The organism is Gordonia neofelifaecis NRRL B-59395, from assembly GCF_000192435.1.
GTDB classification, from domain to species: domain Bacteria; phylum Actinomycetota; class Actinomycetes; order Mycobacteriales; family Mycobacteriaceae; genus Gordonia; species Gordonia neofelifaecis.
The window spans coordinates 112956-134147 of record NZ_AEUD01000002.1 but is presented as its reverse complement, the minus strand read 5'-3'; the positions used below and the strand labels follow the sequence as shown (position 1 = coordinate 134147).

The 21192-nt window shown below is 70.3% G+C and carries 19 protein-coding genes; 6 read left to right on the top strand and 13 right to left on the bottom strand.

The window, feature by feature from the left end; translation table 11 throughout:
- Positions 1 to 4: 4 nt before the first annotated feature.
- The 9 genes from SCNU_RS02940 to rplM all read right to left on the bottom strand — a co-directional run bounded on the left by SCNU_RS02940 (position 5) and on the right by rplM (position 8062).
- Positions 5 to 1432 carry a bifunctional ADP-dependent NAD(P)H-hydrate dehydratase/NAD(P)H-hydrate epimerase gene (locus tag SCNU_RS02940; RefSeq protein ID WP_009677862.1) on the bottom strand — a complete coding sequence of 476 codons (1428 nt, stop codon included), beginning with the start codon at positions 1430 to 1432 and terminating at the stop codon, positions 5 to 7.
- Between the two features lie 12 nt (positions 1433 to 1444).
- A complete protein-coding gene (gene glmS / locus SCNU_RS02935; RefSeq protein WP_009677861.1) occupies positions 1445 to 3307 on the bottom strand; it encodes a glutamine--fructose-6-phosphate transaminase (isomerizing) in 1863 nt (620 codons plus the stop codon).
- A gap of 17 nt (positions 3308 to 3324) precedes the next feature.
- Entirely contained in the window at positions 3325 to 4227 is a 903-nt protein-coding gene (locus SCNU_RS02930) for a dienelactone hydrolase family protein (protein ID WP_009677860.1), read from the bottom strand.
- Positions 4228 to 4453: 226 nt separating this feature from the next.
- Positions 4454 to 4699 (bottom strand): hypothetical protein, encoded by a 246-nt coding sequence (locus SCNU_RS02925; protein WP_009677859.1) that lies wholly within the window; start codon positions 4697 to 4699, stop codon positions 4454 to 4456.
- A complete protein-coding gene (locus SCNU_RS02920) occupies positions 4696 to 5268 on the bottom strand; it encodes a hypothetical protein (protein ID WP_238526284.1) in 573 nt (190 codons plus the stop codon). Before SCNU_RS02920 ends, SCNU_RS02925 begins: the two co-directional genes overlap by 4 nt.
- A gap of 56 nt (positions 5269 to 5324) precedes the next feature.
- On the bottom strand, positions 5325 to 5645 hold the full coding sequence (locus tag SCNU_RS02915; protein ID WP_009677857.1) for a hypothetical protein: 321 nt from the start codon (positions 5643 to 5645) through the stop codon (positions 5325 to 5327).
- Positions 5646 to 5757: 112 nt separating this feature from the next.
- A complete protein-coding gene (gene glmM / locus SCNU_RS02910; RefSeq protein ID WP_040517484.1) occupies positions 5758 to 7086 on the bottom strand; it encodes a phosphoglucosamine mutase in 1329 nt (442 codons plus the stop codon).
- Positions 7087 to 7100: 14 nt separating this feature from the next.
- Entirely contained in the window at positions 7101 to 7622 is a 522-nt protein-coding gene (gene rpsI / locus SCNU_RS02905) for a 30S ribosomal protein S9 (protein WP_009677855.1), read from the bottom strand.
- Positions 7619 to 8062, bottom strand: a complete 444-nt coding sequence (rplM, locus tag SCNU_RS02900) for a 50S ribosomal protein L13 (protein WP_009677854.1) — start codon at positions 8060 to 8062, stop codon at positions 7619 to 7621. Before rplM ends, rpsI begins: the two co-directional genes overlap by 4 nt.
- A 173-nt stretch (positions 8063 to 8235) precedes the next feature.
- Between rplM and SCNU_RS02895 the strand changes: the two genes are divergently transcribed.
- From SCNU_RS02895 to SCNU_RS02880, 4 genes are all read left to right on the top strand, one after another.
- The gene (locus SCNU_RS02895; RefSeq protein ID WP_009677853.1) at positions 8236 to 8766 is read left to right on the top strand and encodes a YceI family protein; all 531 of its coding nucleotides are present in this window, start codon (positions 8236 to 8238) and stop codon (positions 8764 to 8766) included.
- On the top strand, positions 8763 to 9605 hold the full coding sequence (locus SCNU_RS02890; RefSeq protein WP_238526283.1) for an SDR family NAD(P)-dependent oxidoreductase: 843 nt from the start codon (positions 8763 to 8765) through the stop codon (positions 9603 to 9605). Before SCNU_RS02895 ends, SCNU_RS02890 begins: the two co-directional genes overlap by 4 nt.
- Positions 9606 to 9864: 259 nt before the next feature.
- Positions 9865 to 11142, top strand: coding sequence for a hypothetical protein (locus SCNU_RS02885; RefSeq protein ID WP_009677851.1), 1278 nt, complete (start codon positions 9865 to 9867; stop codon positions 11140 to 11142).
- 42 nt (positions 11143 to 11184) lie between these two features.
- Positions 11185 to 12033 carry an immunity 49 family protein gene (locus SCNU_RS02880; protein WP_040517481.1) on the top strand — a complete coding sequence of 283 codons (849 nt, stop codon included), beginning with the start codon at positions 11185 to 11187 and terminating at the stop codon, positions 12031 to 12033.
- Between the two features lie 27 nt (positions 12034 to 12060).
- Here SCNU_RS02880 and SCNU_RS02875 read toward each other — a convergent pair whose 3' ends face one another.
- The 3 genes from SCNU_RS02875 to eccCa are packed head-to-tail and all read right to left on the bottom strand — an operon-like array spanning position 12061 to position 17233.
- Entirely contained in the window at positions 12061 to 13236 is a 1176-nt protein-coding gene (locus SCNU_RS02875) for a type VII secretion-associated protein (RefSeq protein ID WP_040517480.1), read from the bottom strand.
- Positions 13233 to 14786, bottom strand: a complete 1554-nt coding sequence (gene eccCb, locus SCNU_RS21090) for a type VII secretion protein EccCb (RefSeq protein WP_420795015.1) — start codon at positions 14784 to 14786, stop codon at positions 13233 to 13235. Before eccCb ends, SCNU_RS02875 begins: the two co-directional genes overlap by 4 nt.
- Positions 14672 to 17233 (bottom strand): type VII secretion protein EccCa, encoded by a 2562-nt coding sequence (eccCa, locus tag SCNU_RS21085; RefSeq protein ID WP_420795011.1) that lies wholly within the window; start codon positions 17231 to 17233, stop codon positions 14672 to 14674. The genes eccCb and eccCa overlap by 115 nt, the downstream gene beginning before the upstream one ends.
- A 157-nt stretch (positions 17234 to 17390) precedes the next feature.
- Here eccCa and eccD point away from each other — a divergent pair, with 157 nt between their 5' ends.
- Positions 17391 to 18839, top strand: a complete 1449-nt coding sequence (eccD, locus tag SCNU_RS02865; protein WP_009677848.1) for a type VII secretion integral membrane protein EccD — start codon at positions 17391 to 17393, stop codon at positions 18837 to 18839.
- Positions 18836 to 20155 (top strand): type VII secretion-associated serine protease mycosin, encoded by a 1320-nt coding sequence (gene mycP / locus SCNU_RS02860; protein ID WP_009677847.1) that lies wholly within the window; start codon positions 18836 to 18838, stop codon positions 20153 to 20155. The genes eccD and mycP overlap by 4 nt, the downstream gene beginning before the upstream one ends.
- A 75-nt stretch (positions 20156 to 20230) precedes the next feature.
- On the opposite strand, the gene SCNU_RS02855 is transcribed toward mycP, so the two are convergent.
- Entirely contained in the window at positions 20231 to 21184 is a 954-nt protein-coding gene (locus tag SCNU_RS02855; RefSeq protein ID WP_083812536.1) for a 4-hydroxy-3-methylbut-2-enyl diphosphate reductase, read from the bottom strand.
- Between the last annotated feature and the right edge of the window lie 8 nt (positions 21185 to 21192).

Genomic DNA, 21192 nt, shown 5'->3' with positions numbered 1-21192 from the left:
GCTTCTATTCTCGCAAATCCGAAAGCTCGCGCAGCGCCGGAGCGACCGCGGCGCGCAACGCGGAGGCTCCGATCGGGGCTCCGCCACTCGCGCGGGCGGCGGCCAGCCCGTGGACGCGCGCTGCGGCGACTCCCGCCGCGCGCGCGGGCAGCCCCGCCGACAGCAGTGCACCGGCGATACCGGTGAGCACATCTCCGGCGCCGGCGGTCGCGGCCCACGACGACCCGGCGTCGTTCCCGCTGACCCGCCCGTCGGGGTCGGCGACCAGCGTGATCCGCCCCTTGAGCAGCACCGTCGCATTCATCCGCTCCGCCAGCGCGCGCACGGCGGTCAATCGGTCCGGTGTGGGATCGGCACCCGCGAGTCTGGCGAACTCCCCCGCGTGCGGAGTCAGCAGCGTCGGTGCGGCGCGGCCGGCGAGCAGTCCCGGATCGCGGGCCAGCACAGTCAGTCCGTCGGCGTCGATCAACGTCGGCAGGTCGGCGGCGAGCACATCTGCCAGCAGTTCGTGCGCTTGGTCACCTGTCCCGATTCCGGGTCCGATCGCCCACGCCTGCACGCGACCGGCGGCCCCGACGCCGGCAGCGGTGACGACCTCGGGACAGACGGCGAGAACCTGCTCGGCCGCGGGCCCGATGTATCGGGTCATGCCGGAGGTGGCCGCGACCGCCGCTGCGGTCGAGAGCACGGCCGCACCGGGGTACGTCGCGGATCCGGCCACGATCCCGACCACTCCCTGCGAGTACTTGTCGTCGTGCGGTCCGGGCAGCGGCCACCACTGCGCCACCTCGGTGTTCGACGGACTGTCCACCGACGACTCCGGGAGGTCGATGCCGATGTCGGCGACGACCACCTCCCCGCACTGCGGACCGGCCAGCAGATGAGCGAGGCGGGGTGCGCCGAACGTGACGCTGACGTCGGCACGCACCGATGGCTGATGAACGACGCCGGTGTCCGGGTCGATGCCGGACGGGAGATCCACCGCGACGACTGTCGCCCCGGTCTGCGCGATCACATCGAATACCGCGGCCGCCTGCGGCCGCAGCGGGCCGCGGCCCCCGAGTCCGACCACCGCGTCGACCGCCACGTCGAGTGTCTGCGGGACGCCGTCGGTGACCCGGCCGCCCACCCGTCGGAAAGCACTCAGACCGGCGCGGTGCGCGCGGTCCGGATCGAGCAGCAGCGCCTCGACGCGCACGCCCCGGCGAACCAGCGTCGCCCCGGCGAACAGGGCGTCGCCGCCGTTGTTGCCCGCGCCGACCACCAGCAGCACGCGCCGACCGTAGACGCCCGCGCCGCGCCGCCGCAGTCGTGCCAGCACCGTGCCCGCCACGGCATTCGCCGCCCGCACCATGAGCACGCCGCCGCTCAGCAGGTCACCGGTCGCCTCCTCGGCGGCCCGGATCTGGGCGGCGGTGTAGTAGCCGGTCACGGTGCCGCCCCGCTACTCGACGGTGACGGACTTCGCGAGGTTGCGCGGCTTGTCGACGTCGTAGCCGCGGGCCTGCGCGACCGTCGCCGCGAACACCTGCAGCGGAATCGTCGAGACCAGGGGCTGCAGCAGCGTCGCCGTGTGCGGAATCGGGATCAGGTGGTCGGCGACCTCGGCCGCCGCCGAGTCGGTCGCCTCGGCGATGACGATGGTCCGCGCACCGCGCGCCTGGATCTCGCGGATGTTGCTGATCATCTTGGAGTGCAGCAGCGCGCGACCCTCGGGCGACGGCATCACGATGATCACCGGGAGTCCGTCTTCGATCAGCGCGATCGGGCCGTGCTTGAGCTCACCGGCGGCGAAGCCCTCGGCGTGGATGTACGCGAGTTCCTTGAGCTTGAGAGCGCCCTCGAGTGCCACCGGGTATCCGACGTGACGGCCGAGGAAGAGGATCGTGTCGGCCGAGGCGAGACCGCGCGCGAGTTCCCGGACGGGCTCCATCTGCTCGAGGACCTCTTCGACCGCGGCGGGAATCCGCTCGAGGGCCTCGAACTCGCGGGTCACCTCGTCGGCGTACTTGGTGCCGACGGCCTGCGCGAGCGCGAGTCCGACCATGTAGGCCGCAGCGATCTGCGCGAGGAAGCACTTGGTGGACGCGACGCCGATCTCGGGTCCGGCATGCGTGTAGAGCACGGCGTCCGACTCGCGCGGGATCTGCGCGCCGTTGGTGTTGCAGATCGCGAGGACCCTGGCCTTCTGGTCCTTGGCGTGCCGGACCGCCTCCAGGGTGTCCGCGGTCTCGCCCGACTGGCTGATGGCGACCACCAGCGTTGAGCGGTCGAGCACCGGGTCGCGGTAGCGGAACTCGCTCGCGAGCTCCACTTCGACGGGCAGCCGCGTCCAGTGCTCGATCGCGTACTTGGCGATCATGCCCGCGTGGTAGGCGGTGCCGCAGGCGACGACGAAGACCTTGTCGACGTCGCGCAGGTCCTGGTCGGTGAGCCGCTGCTCGTCGAGCACGATACGGCCGTTCTGCAGATGCCCGAGGAGCGTGTCGGACAGCGCGGCCGGCTGCTCCGCGATCTCCTTGAGCATGAAGTAGTCGTAGCCGCCCTTCTCCGCCGCGGCCAGGTCCCAGTCGATGTGGAACGGCTTGCCGCCGGTCGCGTTGCCGTCGAAATCGGTGACCGCGTAACTGTCGGCGGTGATCACGACCACCTCGTCCTGACCGAGCTCGACGGCGTCGCGGGTGTGCTCGATGAACGCGGTCACATCCGACGCGACGAACATCTCGCCGTCGCCGACACCGACCACCAGCGGGGTGGAGCGCCGCGCCGCGACAATGGTGTCCGCATGGTCGGCATGCGTGAACACCAGGGTGAACGCGCCCTCGAGTCGGCGCAGGGTGGCGTAGGCGGATGCCACGAAGTCGCCTGCGTGCTCACCGGAGGCGTACTCGCGCTCCATCAGATGCACGGCCGTCTCGGTGTCGGTGTCCGAGGAGAACTCGATGCCGGAGTCCTCCAACTCGGCGCGCAGCGGCGCGTAGTTCTCGATGATGCCGTTGTGGACGACGGCGATCTTATGGTCGGTGCTCACGTGCGGGTGCGCGTTCCGGTCCGTCGGCTGACCGTGCGTCGCCCAGCGCGTGTGCCCCATGCCGGTGGTCCCGGCCAGCGACTCCGGCCCCACCTCGGCGATCTGCTTGTCGAGGTTCTCCAGCCGCCCCGCCTTCTTCTCGACGGCGAGGTGCCCGGCACCGTCCAGAATCGCCACACCCGCGGAGTCGTAGCCGCGGTATTCCATCCGGCGGAGGGCGTCCACGACGATGTCCAGCGCGTCGCGCTTGCCCACATATCCCACGATTCCACACATGGGTACCAAGAATAGCGTCAGGCGGAGCGCGGTTTAGCGCCGAGCAACTGCGAGACGTGGTCCAGTTCCGGACGCTCGACCGCCGGAACGTCGACGGCCAGGGCATCCCCCATGGTCACCTCGGGGTCGGAGAAGGCCGCGTACTTCTCGTCACCGGTCAACCGGTGCAGGAAGAACCCGGTGAGCTGTGCCCGGACCGCTTTGTGCACGGCACGATTCGCGCCGTTGAGGCCGACCAGCGATCGGATCGACGGCGTCTCGATGAGGTCCTGCGAGGTGGCTCCGGGCAGTGTGCGCAATGCCACATCGCCGCCCAGGTTCTCGGCGAGATCGAGCGCATTTCCGGTCATCGACGACAGGTGCTCGGAACCCGCCAGCACCAGCGACGGGGCGTCGACCGTCTCGGCCGTGGTGTTGAGGTCGGCCGTCGTCGGGGCCGGAAAAACGGTCGCCAGCGCCCGGACGGGCATCGGCGGCCGGCCCAGGAGGACCGCATCCGATGCGGCGCGTACCGCCGCCGCGGCTCCGAATCCGTGTCCGACGAGTCCGACGCGGTCGCGGTCGACGCTGATCGCGCCAGAACCGAGCTGCACGCTCCCGACCACCGTCGCCGCGGCCCGCAGGTCGGTGCCGAGATCGATGTCGGAGGGGAATGGACCCCGGCTGCCGTCCGGCGCCGCGACGACGATCCCCCACGACGCCAGATGGAACAGCAGATCGCGGTACCGGGCGCTCCCGACCAGCCATCCGTGCGCGAAGGCGACCGCAGGCAGTCCGCGCCCGGTGCGGGGCGCGAAGACCTGACCGGTCATGCCGACGATCCCGAGGTCGCCGCGATCGACCTTGTTGGGACCGCGGCGCGCGAGCTCTTTCATCAGCTTGTCGGGCGGCGGGGCCACGACTTTCTTGTTCCCGGACACGATCCCAGCCTAGTGTCGCGTTTCGTTAATTCCTAGCGTGTTGCCGTGGGTCCGGCGGACGGCCGGCAGGGCGGAGGAGAGAGGCATAGCGGTAGCTATGTCGACCGACGACAACGCAGCCAGATGTTCGCCGAGCCGCGGCAATCGCCAAGGAATCAACGAAACGCGACACTAGGACATCCGATGGACTGCGGAACCACACGCCGACGGATCGGCGGTGTGGCGATCATCGGTTGCGGGCGTCCGGCCGCGCGGCGTCGAGGCCCGCCGACAGCAGCAGCCGTCCGAGTACCGCCCCCGCGGCATCGGCGTCGGCCTCGAGGTGTGCGCGCAGGCGCCGGACTCGCGTCGGCTCGCGACGGTCGGCCGTCCCGCCGGCGGCGAGACGGTCTCGATATCGGCGTTCGGCGTCGTCGAATCGGGCGGCGGACTCGGTTGCCAACTGCTCCAGTCGTCCGGCTCGGGCATTCATCGCAGGTCCGCCAGTGCGAGGTCGCCGTCGGTCTCGGCGTCGGCGGACCAGGCCGACGCCACCTCGGCGAGTGCAACGGCGATCGCATCCGCGGCCACGGCACCGGCGGTCTCCGCGAAGTCCAGCCGGGCGTGCAGCTCGGCCCGGAGATCGCCGGCGTCGAGCGCTCCGGAGTTCAGGGCCGCCGGCACCGCATCGAGATCGACGCCGCCGAGCCGCGGCCGGGACACCGTCCGCAGCACGGCGGCGTGCCGACCCAGCACTGCCTCGAGGATCTCGGCGGCGTGCGAGGTCGCCGCCGCCCCCGTCGACAGGCGGCGTCGCAGTTGCGCCACGTCTCCGGTCACCACCGTCAACGCTCCGAGCGCGGCGCGGCCGGATCGGCCCGACCAGTCGGACGCCGGTGCCGCACGGGTGCCGGACATGGCCAGTCGTTCGGCCAGGCCCCGCAGGCGCGTGGCATCCGCGGCCAAGGCCGCCAAGCGGAACTCGTCGACCGGCGCATGTGGTCGCCGTACCTCGTCGTCGACCACTCCGGTCAGCCCGAGGTCTCGACAGGCGGCGATCACGCCCACGAAACCTTCGGCACACGAACGACTTTCGGGCTCCGCGTGGATCGACGCGGTCACTGCGACCGTCCGCGCACCGCGACGACCGCCGTCGCCTCCGCCTCCTCGAAATCTCGGTTGGCGCGACCGAGGTCGGCGGCCACCGCGTCGACGGCGATTCCGCAGCCGCGCAGCCTCGCGGCCAGATCGTGCAGGCACTCGAGAGTCGTGTCGGCGGCACGGCGCGGCGGTCCGACATCACCCCAGTCGCACAGGTCGCCGTCGTCGAGCGCTGACGCGCAGTCGGCGAGGGTCGAGACGACTTCCCGCTGCGCCACGGTCAGCCGGGCGAGGTCGTCGAGATCGAGCCGGATCGTCTCGTGCTGTGCAATGTCCATGCTTCTTGGACGCGCGCACCGGCCGCTCGGTTCCACGACACGCCGAACGGGCCGGAGACGCCGTCGTCCCCCGCCGGAGAGAACTCCGGAGGGGGACGACGGGGTTCGTGCGTCAGACTCCCGCGACCACCGCGGCCACCCGCTCGGCGATGCCGCGTGCGGACTCCGGGGTGGGAGCTTCAACCATCACCCGGACGAGCTGTTCGGTGCCCGAGGGACGGAGCAGGATCCGGCCCTGACCGTCGAGTTCGGACTCGGCGACCTTGACCGCGGTCAAGACCTCCTCGGCCACCGCGACGGCGTGCTTGTCGGACACCGGGACGTTGATCAACTCCTGCGGCAGCACGGTCATCACGGCGGCCAGGTCGGCCAGGCGCCGACCCGTCTGCGCTACGCGTGCGGCCAGCATCAGACCGGTGAGGACGCCGTCACCGGTGGTGCCGACGGCCGGGACCACGATGTGTCCGGACTGCTCGCCGCCGAGGGCGTAGCCGCCGGCCCGCAGTTCCTCCAGGACGTAGCGGTCACCGACGCCGGTCACCTTGAGTTCGATTCCCGCGCTCTTCATCGCGAGGTGGAGACCGAGGTTGCTCATCACGGTCGCCACCAGGACGCCGTCGGTGAGGTCGCCGGACTCGTGCATCGCGAGCGCCAGGATCGCCATGATCATGTCGCCGTCGACCACCGCACCGGTCGAGTCGACCGCGAGGCAGCGGTCGGCGTCGCCGTCGTGCGCCAGGCCGAGGTCGGCTCCGTGCTCCAGCACCGCCGCCTGCAGCTTGTCCATGTGTGTGGAACCGCAGCCGTCGTTGATGTTGAGTCCGTCGGGATCGGCGTGGATCGCGATCACCTTGGCACCCGCGGCCTCGTAGGCGCGCGGCCCGACGTGCGATGCGGCGCCGTGCGCACAGTCGACGACGAGGGTCAGCCCGTCGAGCGATCCGGAGACCGCGCCGGCGAGGTGCGCGAGGTATCGGTCCGCGGCGTCGGTCGCGTCCACGATCCGGCCGACGGCCGCACCGATGGGCCGGACCGGCTCCTCGTGCATCGCGGACTCGATCGCGTCCTCGACGTCGTCGGGGAGCTTGTGACCGCCCGCTGCGAAGAATTTGATGCCGTTGTCGGGCATGGGATTGTGCGACGCGGAGATCATCACGCCGAAGTCGGCCCGATAATCGGCGGTCAGGAAGGCGACGGCCGGAGTCGGGACGACGCCCACTCGGATCGCGTCGGCCCCCGCGGCGGCGAGACCGGCGCAGAGTGCGGCCTCGAGCAGTTCGCCGGAGGCACGCGGGTCGCGGCCGACCACGACCCGGGGACGGAGTTTCGCATGTGCACCGAGAACGCGAACGGCGGCCGAGGCCAGGTCCAACGCCAGCTCTGCAGTGAGCTGGTCGTTGGCCCGGCCTCGGACGCCGTCGGTACCGAAAAGGCGAGCCACAGTATGCGAAGCGATCAGCGCTTGCTGTACTGCGAAGCCTTGCGGGCCTTCTTCAGGCCGTACTTCTTACGCTCGACAGCACGCGCGTCGCGGGTCAGGAAGCCTGCCTTCTTGAGGGCCGGACGGTCCTCCGGGCTGACCTCGATCAGGCCGCGGGCGATGGCCAGACGCAGGGCGCCTGCCTGACCCGACGGGCCGCCGCCGACCAGGCGAGCGTGGATGTCGAAGGCGTCGGTGCGCTCGACGGTGACCAGCGGAGCCTTGATCAGCTGCTGGTGCACCTTGTTCGGGAAGTAGTCCTCGAGGGTGCGGCCGTTGAGGGTGAACTCACCGGTGCCGGGAACCAGGCGGACGCGGACGACGGCCTCCTTGCGGCGGCCGACGGTCTGGATCGGGCGGTCGAGCACGACCGGGCCGCGGGTGACGGCCTCGGTCTCGACGACCTCGACCGACTCGGTGGTGTAGCTGCCGTCCTCGCTCAGGGTCTCTTCTTCGATGACCTCGACGTCGACGTCGTTAACGTTCTCGTTGCTCACTGGGCCACCTGCTTGATGTCGTAGTTGACCGGCTTCTGCGCGGTGTGCGGGTGGTTCGGGCCCGCGTAGACCTTGAGCTTGCCTGCGATGGCGTTGCCCAGCTTGTTCTTGGGGAGCATGCCCTTGACGGCGCTCTCGACGACGCGCTCCGGCTTGGTGGCCAGCAGCTCACCGATGCTCTGGGACTTCAGGCCGCCCGGGTGACCCGAGTGGCGGTAGAGACGCTTGTCGGTCAGCTTGTTGCCGCTGACGGCGACCTTCTCGGCGTTGATGATGATGACGTAGTCGCCGCCGTCGACATGCGGGGCGAAGGTGGGCTTGCCCTTGCCGCGGAGCAGGTTGGCGCTCGCAACGGCGAGGCGGCCGAGCACCACGTCGGTGGCGTCGATGACGTACCACTCGTGGGTGATGTCACCGGCCTTCGGGGTGTAGGTAGGCACAGTAGTCCTCACTAGATCGTTAACTGCTGGTCAGGCACTTCTGCAGAGGACTCTCCCGGCGACCAGTGGGGACCCGGGAGCTCTGTTGACGCAGGGCACCAGCGATCTAGGCTACGCGGGGGCCGTGGCCCCGGTCAAAACGCGGCGGCCTCGAGAACCGTATCGTCGGTCACATGACACGTGTGATTGGGATCGGTCCCGACGACGGCGAGCTCACCCTCCGCACCGGGGTCGCCGGACGCGCCGCCCGGACCGGCCATGCTCTGACGATCGGTTTCGACGACTGGCACGGCGAAGTGACGTTCGACGACGAGACGCCCGTCGCCGTCTCACTGCGGGTCGACGTCGAATCGATGCAGGTGCGCTCCGGTGAGGGCGGTCTGACGCCGATGACCGCACCCGAGCGGCTCGTCGCTCGCACCAACGCGCTCAAATCGCTGAAGTCGTCGAAGTTCGGCGAGATCGTCTTCACTGCGGACACGGTCACCGCGGTCGACGGCGGCTACCGCCTCGCCGGAAGCCTGACCGTCTGCGGCACCGCACGGCCGCACACCGTCGAGGTGACCGCCGACGGCACCACCGTCTCCGGCGAGTCCACGGTGACCCAGACCGACTTCGGCGTGAAGCCGTACTCGCTGATGATGGGCGCGCTGAAGGTCGCCGACGACGTCGTCGTCGCGCTGCGGGCGACGGTTGCTCAGTGATCTCACGAAGGCGGAGCACCCGGACGGCGATGCCCGTCGCCGGGAAGGTATTCGTCGTGACGGGCGCGGGCAACGGGATCGGCAAGCAGGTCGCGCTGGAGCTGGTGGCGCAGGGCGCGACCGTTGCCGCCGTCGACATCAACGCCGCCGGCCTGCAGCGGACGGCCGACTCGGCATCGTCGCGACTCACGACGCACGTGCTCGACATCGCCGACGGCCGCGCGGTGGCTGCTTTCCCGCGGGAGGTCCTCGACGCACACGGCGTGGTCGACGGGCTGTTCAACATCGCCGGCATCGCCCAGCCCGTCGAGACCACCCTCGATGTCACGCCTGAGCGCATCGATCAGCTGATGACCGTCAACTTCCGCGGCACCGTCGCGATGACGCAGGCCTTCCTCCCCCACCTCCTGGCGCGTCCCGACGGCGGCCGGATCATGCTGACCTCCAGCCTGTCGGCGATCGTCCCGGTGCCCGGCGCCGCCGTGTACGGCGCCTCCAAGGCCGCCGTCGCCTACTTCGGGTTCGGCTTGGCGCAGGACCTTCGACGACTGTCGCCGGCGGTGACGGCGACAACGGTGATTCCGGGAACCATCTGGACCGACATCGTGCGCGGCAGCGCCGAGAGCATGGGCATCCCAGTCGGCGTCGCGAAGGCCTTCGCCATGTCGCCGGAGAAGGCGGCGAAGAAGATGATCAGGGTGACGATGAAGGGACGGGCGTCGTCGGTCATCGGCAAGGACGCACACGTCTACCGGGCGCTGGGCCGGGTCAGCTCGCCGCTCGCCGACCGGGTCTCGTACCTCCAGGTCGGCAGCTTCGCCTACCGCACGAAGGTGTAGCGCCGCACGACGGTGCCGGCCATTCGCTGGATGAACTATGTCCGAGTGCGCGGCGGGAGCCGTCATTCACGCGGCGTAATCCCGGCGAGTCGAGACATCCTCGCCGCCAGTCGGAGAATTCGTCATATCGGCTGGTAGATAGGCATTTCCCCCTCGGTCCGAGTGGCCCGAGCCGGGCAGTTCCCCAGTGCTACGTTCAGCGCGCTTTCAGCACACACAGGAACTTCGTCGGCGGATGCCGAGTTGGGGAGAAGATTTGATGCGCTCAGTTCGCATAGCGGTTCTCGCGGTCTTGATGACCGCGATACTGGCCCTCACGTCGGGCGTCATCGCCTGGTCGCCGGCCTCGGCGGCGCCGGCCGATTGCACCACCTTGCAGAGCGACATCCAGGCGTACAACGGCGACGCGAACAGCCTCGCGAGCCGCATCAGCGCGCACAATGCACGCCAGGGCTCGGTCAATACCCGCGACGTCGGTGCGGTGAATGCGTACAACGCGGAGGCCGACCAGCTCGATGGCGAGCGCAGCGCACTCAAGGCCCGGGCCGGAGTTCTGCGCTCACGGGCAGCGCAGTGCGGTTCGGGCGACCAGGTCCGGGACGTTCCGAGCATGGAGAAGCCGGGTCAGCCGAACCCGCAGCGGCCCCAGAATCAGCAGAACCCCAGGCCGAGCACTCCGGCAGTCCCGCAGACGCCGAAACTCGACGTCGAGAAGCGCAATGCGCCCATGCACGAGAAGGTCCAGGACGCGGCATACCGCCAGAAGTACTATCGGGCCCAGGACTCGAACGGTGTGATGTACCGGCGCAATGCCGGTGCGCGTGACGCCAACGGCGAGCCGATCCCGAGGATCTACGAGGACCGGAGCAATCCGGGAACGTTCAAGCTGGCGTCGAACCGTCCGGTGGAGCCCGCACAGTACAAGTCGGTCGAGCGTCCGACACCCGTCAGCCCGCGCGACACGCAGTCGGTGGCCTCGGCGCTGAAGAAGCGGCGGGATGCGAACGCGGACGTGAAGCGATTCCAGGCCGACGAGGCACGCGAGACCGCCAACGGCGGGAAGATCTCGAATACGACGGCGGACAAGCTGAGGGACGCCTATGCACGCCAGACCCGCCACGGCGAGGAGCTGGGCGAAGCCGCCGGACGTCAGTCGATCGCCCGCGACTTCCCGTCGTCCAAGTACGACGTCCGGGAGCTCACGAATCCGAATGCACGCGGTGGTCAGGGCACGTTCGACCAGGTCTACAGCGTCAAGCCCAAGGCCGGCGGCCCGGAACGCATCGTCATCAACGAAGCGAAGGGTCCGAGTGCGGGACTCGGACAGCGCCGAGGTTGGGACAGCAAGGACTACCAGCAGGGCACCAGGGGCTATCTGGAACTCGTGCTGCAAGACCTGTTGAAGACGAACTTTCCGCTGGCGACCCGCATCGGGATGGCGTTGAACAACGGCACCCTCGACTACCGCATGGTCCAGGCCGTGTTGACCAAGACGGGCGAATGGGGCGGCTTCACCGTGAAGGTGTTCCAGTACTGACTACGGTTTCTTGAATCCCATCACTGACAGGAGGGCGACACGGTGAGAGTCGTATCTCGGCACGACAGCGGCCGAACGGACATCGATCGAATGGTCGAGGAGAGCACGGGAACACTGTCGGTGATCCCTGAGCTGATCGAGACCGATCCGGGATCGTCGATGCAGTTCGCCGTGGCGATGGCGGAGACGACGCTGAAATTCCAACTGGTCGACGACCCACAGGCGGAGCGCGTCGAGACGCGTCGGACGGCGCGTCTGGCGGCGCAGTTGAACTCCGCGCTGTTCCAGCTCGCGGGCACCGCGTCCGGAACCGTGGAACCCGTCGGCTACGAGTCCGGAGTCCTCGATCTGCCGACCACCGGTCCGACGTCGTACACGCACCTGCGGGCGTGGCTCAACGCGTACTGGTGGTCGCAGATCACGCGCAACAGTGTCGCCGAGAACGTGCTCGCCGAGTTCCGCCTCGACGACCTGGCCGAGGACGGACAGTTCGACGACTACTGGTGCCGGATGTTCGAGGCCCTTCGCGGATTCGACTCCGGCGACCACGACTGGCCCGGGTCCGTCAGTGCCGCACTGGAATCGATCGACCATCCGACGATGAGCACCCGCGAGGAGTCGACGCTGCTCGCGCTCGATCTATTCGGCATGCTCTCCGCCATCGGCGATCAGGACGAGTTCTCGACCCAGCTCGAGAGGGCCCTCGAAAGCCACAGGGCGTACTGGTCCGCGACTGCCGAACGCCGGGCCGACCCGGTCGGCTTCGCGTCCCTGCCGATTCTCGGACTGACGGCCAAGGCCTCGTACGAAGGGATGCGGATCGAAGTCGAATCGGACTATCTTCCGCGCGGACTGCTCGAGAATCCCCGCTGGATGTTCGATCTGGCGTGAGCGGCGCAGGACGGTGCGGGCCGCCACTCACCCGACCCGCACCGATCCGACCGCCGCACGACAGGCGTCCTCGACCGAGTCCTCCCCCGTCCCGCCCTGACACCCGACACTCACCTGAGAACCGGCGTCGACGGTGACGTACCAGGCGATCGGCGCACCGGACGCCGGCGTCTCGCGGTAGCCGATGACACGACGGCCCGCGTAACTCAGGTCGGCGGCGAACCCGGCGACCACGTCGTCGCCACGCTGACCGATCCGGTTCCGCAGACTCTCCGCGACCGTCGCGGACGTCGAGCCCGTCCGTAATCGGGACACTACGACGATCAGCCGCCGACCGTCGTCCGGTGCCGCGAACACCGCCCGCGTTCCGCTCCCGGAATCGGTGAGGTCACTGCGATGCCACCGACCGGGCACGCTGAGCTCCGCCCGCCCCACCTGGACGGTCTGCCGGTCCGGCGGTGCCGCTCGCGGCCAGTGCATCCATCCCGCCGCAACAGCCACCGCGATCAACAGCACCGCGGCGACCACGCCGGGCGCACGCGCCGTCCGCCGAGCCCTGGACTGCGGCGGACGCGATAGCCCCGCCAGCAGATCGGCACCCGTCGCCAACCCGGTACGACCGCCGTGGCGCTCGAGGACAGCGCGGTCGACGGCCACGGTCCGCACGCCGAACGACTCCGCGATGCAGCGCTGCGCCCGTCGAATCGAGTCGTGGTCCGGCCCGTCGACGAAGACCGCGTCGGCGTCCTCGAGCAGGGCCGCCCAGCTCGGATCCACCGGAATCCGCCGGGGCTGCGTGACCGCGCCGCGCCCCAGCAGCCAGCGGCCGTCGACACGGCTGACCGCGTGCACGCTCCAATGTCCGCCGGTGGCGGGCAGCAGACACGTCTCGACCACCGCGCATCGGTTGACCGTGGCGTCCGCGTGCGACGCCGCGATCGCGACCGCCCGCGGTATCGGGCGCACCACTGCGCCGATCGCCGCGAACTCCCCGACCAGCGCGGCCGTGCGCACGTCGCCCCAGACTGTCGGAACAAGCACGGCCTCGCGCTCGGTCGCTCGACGGACCACCGCACCGAGACCGGGACGGGCGACGCCGCGCCGTTCGGCGCAGTCGATGTCCTCCAGCATCGGCAGGACGTCGACGGCGCCGCCCGGTCCGCGCACCGTGCCGTACGCCAGGTCCAGCACCGGCGCCGTCATTCGCGGTCTCCGACCGCCACCTGCACGATCTCCGGAGTCCTGCTGCGCGACACCAGCTCTCCCCTGCCCGCCGGCAGTCGTTGCAGACGGTGTCTGCCGACCACATAGCCCTCGTCGGGGTCCCCGTTCATCAGGAAGACGTCGCACGAGAGGTCGCGCATGCCCGCGATCACCGGGTCGAACAGGGCACGCCCCAGTCCTCCGGAACGTCGCGCCAGAATCATCCGGAACCCGATGTCGCGACCGTGACCGAGCAGTTCCACCAACGGCAGCAACGGGTTTCCCGACGCCGTCGCGACCAGGTCGTAGTCGTCGACCACCAGATACACGGTCGGGCCCGACCACCACGAGCGGTCGTGCAGGTCCTGCGGCGTGACGTCGTCGCCCGGCAGACGGGCCGCGAAGTACTCAGCGAGCTGCGCCATCATCGGCTGCGCCGTGCGTTCGGAACTCGCATACCCGCCGCGATACTCGTCGGGCACCACGCCGAGCAGTCCGCGGCGGTAGTCGACGAGCACGATCTTGACCTCGTCGGGCTCCCCTCCCGCGACAAGGCCCTCCACCAGCGTCCGCAGTGTCTCGGTCTTACCGGATTCGACGTCGGCGAACACGAGCAGGTGCGGCTGGAGATCGAAGTCCAGCACGCACGGGCCCAAATCCGTCTCCGACAGTCCCAGCGCGACCCGCCCCGGCCCGAACTCGGTTCGGCGCTCGGCCGCAATCGAACTCAGCTCGTCCCGGCCGATCACCCGCGCCAGGGTTCGGACGCCCGGCGCCCGTCGATCGCCGTAGATCTCGACGCAGTGGTCGACGAGCCGCGTGGTGCCGACCGACACGTCGGCCGCAGAGGCGACCCCGTCGACACGCGGCAGGGCGACCAGCAGGTGCTTCTCCTGAGCCGTCAGGCCGCGACCGGGCCGACCCTCCGGCACGCCTGCCGCGGCGCGTCGACTCATCTCCGAATCCAGCGCGTCGCCGAGCCGCAGTTCGACGCGGCCGCCCATCAGGTCCTTCATGGCCGGCCGGATCTCGCCCCATCGCGCGGCCGTCACCACCACGTGGACGCCGTACGAGAGCCCGGTCGAGACGAGTGCGTTCACCTTCTCCTCGAGCAGTTCGAACTCGGCCCGCAGCACACCCACTCCGTCGATCACCAGGAAGAGATCGCCGTACGGATCGTCGGCGTACTCGCCGCGGGCCCGAGCCGCACGGTACTCGCGCATCGACTCGATGCCGCGGTCGGCGAAGAGCGTCTCCCTGGTGGCGAGCACCGACTCGATCTCCGCCAGCGTGCGACGGATCCGGTCTGGCTGAGTCTTGGTCGCCACCGATCCGACGTGCGGCAGACCGGCCAGTGCCGACAGCGTGCCGCCGCCGAAGTCCAGACAGTAGAACTGCACCTGCTCGGGCGCATGAGTCAGCGCCGCACCACAGATCAGGGTGCGGAGCGTCGTCGACTTCCCCGACTGCGGGCCGCCGACCACCGCGACGTGCCCGGCCGCGCCGGACACGTCGAGCCACGCGGTGTCGCGGCGCTGCTCGAACGGCAGGGGAGCCACGCGGTGTCGCGGCGCTGCTCGAACGGCAGGTCGACCACCCCGTACGGGATCCGCAGCCCACCGGCCCCGGGTTCGTCGCAGCCGACGATCGCGTCGAGGGCGATGGCACCCTCCAGCGGCGGCAGCCACACCTGGTGCGGTGTCGAGCCGTGTCCGGCGAGCGCGCCGACCATCGTCTCCAGCACCGTCGACGACGGTCCCTCGTCGGCCTGCTCATCGGCGTCGGCGCCGGCCGACTCGACGATCGGGACCTCGGCGTTGGTGAACCGCAGCAGCGGTCGGACCCCCGAGACGCCCCGGCTCCCGGCATCGACGATCGTCGCCGGTGGGCGATATCGGTCGGAGACGAAGCAGGTGTTGAACCGGGTGGGCGCCGAAGAATCGCACTTGAGGTATGCCGCGCCGGGCGAACTCGGCAGGTGATAGGCATCCGGGACGCCGAGTACCGTCCGGGATTCGTTGGCGGAGAAGGTCTTCAACCCGATCCGATAGGAGAGGTGACTGTCGAGTCCGCGCAGCCGCCCCTCCTCCAATCGCTGCGACGCCAGGAGCAGGTGGATGTGCAACGACCGCCCCAGCCTGCCGATCGCGACGAACAGGTCGGCGAACTCCGGCTTCTGTGCGAGAAGCTCCGAGAACTCGTCGACGACGATGAACAACGCGGGCAGCGGGGCCAGCGGCGCACCGGCCCGTCGCGCTTGCTCGTAGTCGGTGACGTTGGCGAAGTTGCCCGCCGCCCGCAGCAGTTCCTGGCGACGGTTCAGTTCCCCGGACAGCGCGTCGCCCATCCGGTCCACCATCGCCAGCTCCTGCTCGAGGTTGGTGATCACCGCCGCGGTGTGATGCGCGCTCTCCAACCCGAGAAACGTTGCGCCGCCTTTGAAGTCGACGAGAACCAGGTTCAGCTCGTCGGGCGAGTGGGTGGCGATCAAGGCCAGCACCAGGGTCCGCAGCAGCTCGCTCTTGCCGCTGCCCGTGGCGCCGATACACAGCCCGTGCGGTCCCATGCCGCCGTGCGCACTCTCCTTGAGGTCGAGGTGCACGGGCGCCCCGTCGGGGGTGTAGCCGATCGGCACGCGCAGCCGATCGACGCCCGACCGGCCCCGCCACATGCTCACCGGGTCGAACATCGCCGCGTCCGATCTGCCCAGCAGTGCGGGCAGTCCGGGGTCGCCCGCGACGAACGGCGTGTCCACGTCGAGCATCGCATCGATCGACGCCGGCCGGAATCGGGCGAGCCTGCGCGCCAGCGCATCCGCGCCCGCCAGGGCGAGTCGGTCGACGACGGCGAACTCCTCGAGGCCGGCCGCGGTCTGCGCGGCGACCCGTCCTTCGGACACCACCAGCTGCAGTCCGCGGTGGACTGCCAACGGACTCGCCGCGCTGCCCAGTCCCACCACGGTCACCCCGTCGAGTCCGACACCGCTGATCAGCTCGTCGTCGACGTCCACCCGATCGGTGTCGACGACGATCACCAAGTGCGAAGTCGCGACCGACTCCGCGGCGCGGCTGAATCCCGCCCGGGCCGCCAGGTCGTCGGCGAGGTCGGCCGTCAGCGCTGGAAGCGTCGGATAGATCATCCGCACCGGTCCCAGCGCGTCGCGGCGCTGCGGATGCCCGGCATGCGGCAGCCATTTGATCCAATCCCATTCCGCGGCAAGGGGGTCGTCGGCGACGACCGCGATTCGCAGGTGATCCGGACCGTGCAGCACAACCGCCGAACACAGCATGGAGCGCAGCAGGGCGCGCACCTGAGCCGGGTCCCCCAGGAGACTCATCGCGGGGAATCCACGCAGCGAGACCGCGGTGGGCAAGTCGTCCACCGCAGCATGAGCCGCCGAGAATCGGCGCAGCGCCGCCGCCGAGACGGGTTCCAGGTCGTCGCCCGGCGGCGTCTCCGGCGGCACCAGCGCGGTCGCCAGCCGATGTGCGCCCCGGCCGACCCGCACGTGGCCGAAATCGTCGTCGCCGAAGCGGCGCTCCCACATCCGGCGGCCGCCGACCAGGCCGATCAGCGAGTCCGGCGACGGGTGCACCCATTCGGCCGACTTCCGTTGCAGCGCCGCGGTCTCGGCCACGTCGGAGCGCAGTTGGCCGAGGTGGCGGAGGTAGTCCTTTCGCGTCTCGTTGAGTTCTGCGGTCCGTTCGGGCCCACCGCGACCACCCGACGCGAGCATGCCGACCATCGACATCACCATCATCAGCGGGAACATCAGGAACATCGGGTTCGCCAGCGCACCGGCGCCGCCCGTCACGATCATCATCGCGACCATTCCGACCACGGCGACCACCATCACCACCGGCAGCAGACGGACCAGTAGATTCGGCGGCACCGCCCGCGACAGTTCCGGTGGCGGCGTCAGCTCCACATCGCCGTCCGACGGAGCGGGCACCGAGATTCGCGGTCGCCGAGCGAAACTGATTGTCGCACTGTTCATTCGAGCCCCCCAGCTCCAGTAGACGCGTCCGCGGACCGATGGGCGATTTCCCCGTTTCGCCGACCGTGACGGCATTGTCGTGGTTACCTCGACGCCATCCTCGCCTCGCGGGCGATGGATGAGGTTGTATCAGGAACCTTGGGGGAAGGTTTGCGGAATGACCGTGTTCGCTGAGCCGGACGTGATCCGGACATCGATTCTGGGCGGCAGCACTCAACTCGACGTCGGACTGCCCGCCGACATACCCGTCGTGGCACTGATTCCGGAGCTGCTCGCCGCGCTGCGAGTGCCCGTCGACGACGACGGCGTCGAGCCCACCGAGTGGACGCTCACCCGCCTGGGCGGCGAGCGGCTGCACCCCGAGCAGACCCTGGCGCAGGCCGGAGTCCTGGACGGCGATCTGCTCATGATCCGCGCCGACCGGCCCGACGGCGGCTCGATGCTGATCGACGACGTGGCCGACGGCGTGGCCTCGGCACTGCAGCGGGACCGCGTCGGCTGGTCCGCGGAGGCCGCCCGCTGGACCGGATATCTGATGTTCGTGCTCGCGGCGCTGGCCGCCGTTCCCGCCGGACGATGGGCCGCGGCGTCCGGGGCCCGGCCGGTGGTGCTCGCTGTCGCGGTGGCCGCGGCGGTCGTCGCGTCGGCTGCGGCACTGGGTGCGCAACGGCTGCGCCTGGACCCGCGCACCGGGGCGGCCCTGAGCATCGCCGGGACCGCGCCGGCCGCACTCGCCGCCTCGTTGACCGTCTCACCGGCCGGCGCGCAACTGGCACTGGCGGCGATCGCCGCGGGCGGCTTCGCGGTCGTCGGGTATCGCGGCACCGGAGAGGCGGCGGCGCTGCACGCGGCGATCATCGCCGTCGCACTTCCCGCCGCGGTCGCGGGCGTGCTGATCGCTGTGTGGTCGCCGGCAGCGACGGAGGTCGCGGCAGTGGTGGCGATCGTCGGGGTCGGCGAGGTGCTCCTCGCCCCGCGGCTGGCCATCGCCGCGGGCCGACTGCCGCTGCCGTCCGTACCGCACACCGCCCCGCCGCCGGACGACGTCGACCCGGGGACCGTCGACGGCGTGGACGCGATCAATCTGACCAGTCGTGATCCGATCGACGCGATCGCCGCTCTGGCGCTCGGCGACCTCGACTCTCTCGCCCGGCGAGCGGCCGTCAGCGCGTCTCTGCTGACCGGGGCGATCGCGGGCGCCACCCTCTCGACGGGTGCGGCGGTCGTCGCTCTGGCCGCGTGGGCCGACGGCTCCGCGGTCGTGCTCGCGTACTGCGGGTGTCTGCTGATCGCGCTCTCCGCTCGTGGGCGGACACACGCCGACCGCTTGCAATCGGCGATCCTGGTCGCCGGGTCGGGTGTCGCGGCGATCGTCGCCGCGCTCGCGACGATTCCCGGACCGGGCGGCCCGGACCCGGTCTGGGTCTTCCTGGCGATCGTTTCGGCGGCGGTCGGAGCGCTCGTGGCCGGGACCGCGGTCGCCGGTGGCGAATACTCTCCGCCAGCGGTCCGGACGGCGGAGATCGTCGAGTACACGGTGCTCGCCGCCCTGTTCCCGCTGCTCCTGTGGGTGCTGGATGCCTACCAGGCGGTGCGGACCAGGTGATCGTCCGGGCCGCGGCGGTCGTCGCGGCGGCGGCCGTGACCGCGGCGTCGAGCTGCGGTGCCGCCGTCGCGCTGCCGAGGCCGGTGGTCGTACGGGTGCCGGTGTCCGCCGCGCCCATCGCCCCGCTCGAGGAGACCGAACAACGAGCGAACTGCGCCGTCGGCGTGGACGCCGTGAGCCGCGAGGAACCGCTCGGGCATCGCCTCCTCGATGTGCGCGCCGCGCATCGCCTCAGTCGCGGTGCGGGAGTCAGGGTCGCCGTGATCGACACCGGTGTCGCGCCCCATGCACGACTGCCGCGGGTGGTCGCGGGCGGCGACTACGTCGGGACCGGCGACGGGCTGTCGGACTGCGACGCCCACGGAACGCTGGTCGCGGGGGTCATCGCGGGACAGCCGTCGGCGGACGACGACGTCGTCGGCGTGGCGCCGGAGTCGACGATCATCTCGATCAGGCAGTCCAGCGGCGCGTACGGCGCCAAACGGTCCGATCGAGACGCCACCGTGGTCGGTGCCGGATACGGACCGATCGCGACGCTCGCGCGAGCGGTGGTCCGCGCGGTCGATCTCGGGGCCCGGGTGATCAACATCTCCGAAGTCGCGTGCACCGATGCGGCGCGTCCGCCGGACGACGGCGTGCTCGGTTCCGCACTCGCGTTCGCGCGTGATCGCGACGTCGTCGTGGTCGCGGCGGCCGGGAATCTCACGGAGACCACCGCGTGCCGCGAGCAGAATCCGTCGGGCGCGGCGTCGACCGACCGGGGGTGGGCACAGGTCCGCACGCTCGTCACACCCGCACGGTTCGCGCCCCTCGTGCTGACCGTCGGCGCGGTGAAGGCAATCGATGGCACGCCTGCCGATTTCAGCCTTCGCGGCCCGTGGGTCGGCGTCGCGGCGCCGGGAACCGACGTCGTCGGTCTGGCGCCGGGGCCGCGCGGCCCGCGTCTGGTGGGCGGGCTGAACACCGTCGAGGGAACCGCGCCGCTGGCGGGCACCAGCTATGCGGCACCGTACGTCTCGGGGCTCGCAGCGCTCATCCGATCCCGGTACCCGCAGCTCACCGCGACGCAGGTGATCGACCGGATCGTGACGACCGCGCACGGCGGCGGGCACGACAGCGCCGTCGGGAGCGGCGTCGTCGACCCGGTCGCCGCACTCACCGACGACGACGATCCGTCGCCCGAGCCCATCTCGCGACCGCTGGCGCTGCCCGAGGACCGCCCGCAAACCGATTCCGGGACCGGCGCGATCGTCGTCGGACTCGGTGCCGCGGCGGTCGTGCTGGCGGGGGTCGCGCTCCAGCGACGACGCGACTGAGGTATCCGCGTGGTTCGCCGTCAGAAGCCGGGTTCTGAAGCCGGCTTCTGACGGCGGATTACGCGGATGCGCGGGTCAGCGCGGGTTGCGCGCCGGGCGGAGTTCGCGCGGGAGGGCGAACGTCAGGGTCTCCTCGGCGGTGGTGACGGTCTGCACGTCGCCGTAGCCGTGCTCGGCGAGCAGGTCGACGACGCCGCGGACCAGCACCTCGGGCACCGACGCGCCGGACGTCACGCCGACCGTGCTGACGCCGTCGAGCCAGGCCAGGTCGATGTCGCGGGCGTAGTCGACCAGGTACGACGCCTCGGCGCCGTTCTGCAGCGCGACCTCCACCAGACGCTGGGAGTTCGACGAGTTCTGCGAGCCCACGACGATCACCAGCTCGCACTGCGGGGCCATCGCCTTGACCGCCACCTGACGGTTCTGGGTGGCGTAGCAGATGTCATCCGACGGCGGATCGTTCAAGTCCGGGAACCGCTCGCGCAGGCGGCTGACGGTCTCCATGGTCTCGTCCACCGACAGGGTGGTCTGCGACAGCCAGATCACCCGCGACTCGTCGCGCACCTGGACGTCGTCGACCGCGTCGGGACCGTCGACCACCTGGATGTGCTCGGGGGCCTCACCCGCGGTGCCCTCGACCTCCTCGTGGCCCTCGTGACCGATGAGCACGATGTCGTAGTCGTCGCGGGCGAAGCGCTTGGCCTCCTGATGGACCTTCGTGACCAGCGGGCACGTCGCGTCGATGGTCTTGAGGCTGCGCTCGGCGGCCGTCTTATGGACCTCCGGCGAGACGCCGTGGGCGGAGAACACCACGATCGCGCCCTCGGGGACCTCATCGGTCTCGTCGACGAAGATCGCGCCCCGCTCGGTCAGCGTGTCGACCACGTGCCGGTTGTGCACGATCTCCTTGCGGACGTACACCGGGGCACCGTGCTTGTCGAGGGTCCGCTCGACAGTCTCCACGGCCCGATCGACGCCTGCACAATAACCACGGGGCGACGCGAGAAGGACGCGCTTACTATCAGCCATGAGCTCCA